This is a genomic window from Dolichospermum circinale AWQC131C, assembly GCF_000426905.1.
In the GTDB taxonomy this organism is placed as follows: Bacteria; Cyanobacteriota; Cyanobacteriia; order Cyanobacteriales; family Nostocaceae; genus Dolichospermum; species Dolichospermum circinale.
Window position 1 is genome coordinate 1 of the sequence record NZ_KE384628.1, and the last position, 200, is coordinate 200.

Sequence of the window (200 nt, forward strand, 5' to 3'; positions counted from 1 at the left end):
CTAATTGAGAAAAGTCTGATATAATTAGTTTTCAGGATGATTATTTATATCGAACTCAGGTGAGAATAGGTTTTGATGACGTTTTTGGCGATTTACTGTTTCTCAAATGCCTTTTTTCACTTTATATGTTTGTTTTAATGCTCCCTTTAATTTTTTCTCTACGTAATTTACCCCAGTGACAGTTTGGGGTGCGGAATGTG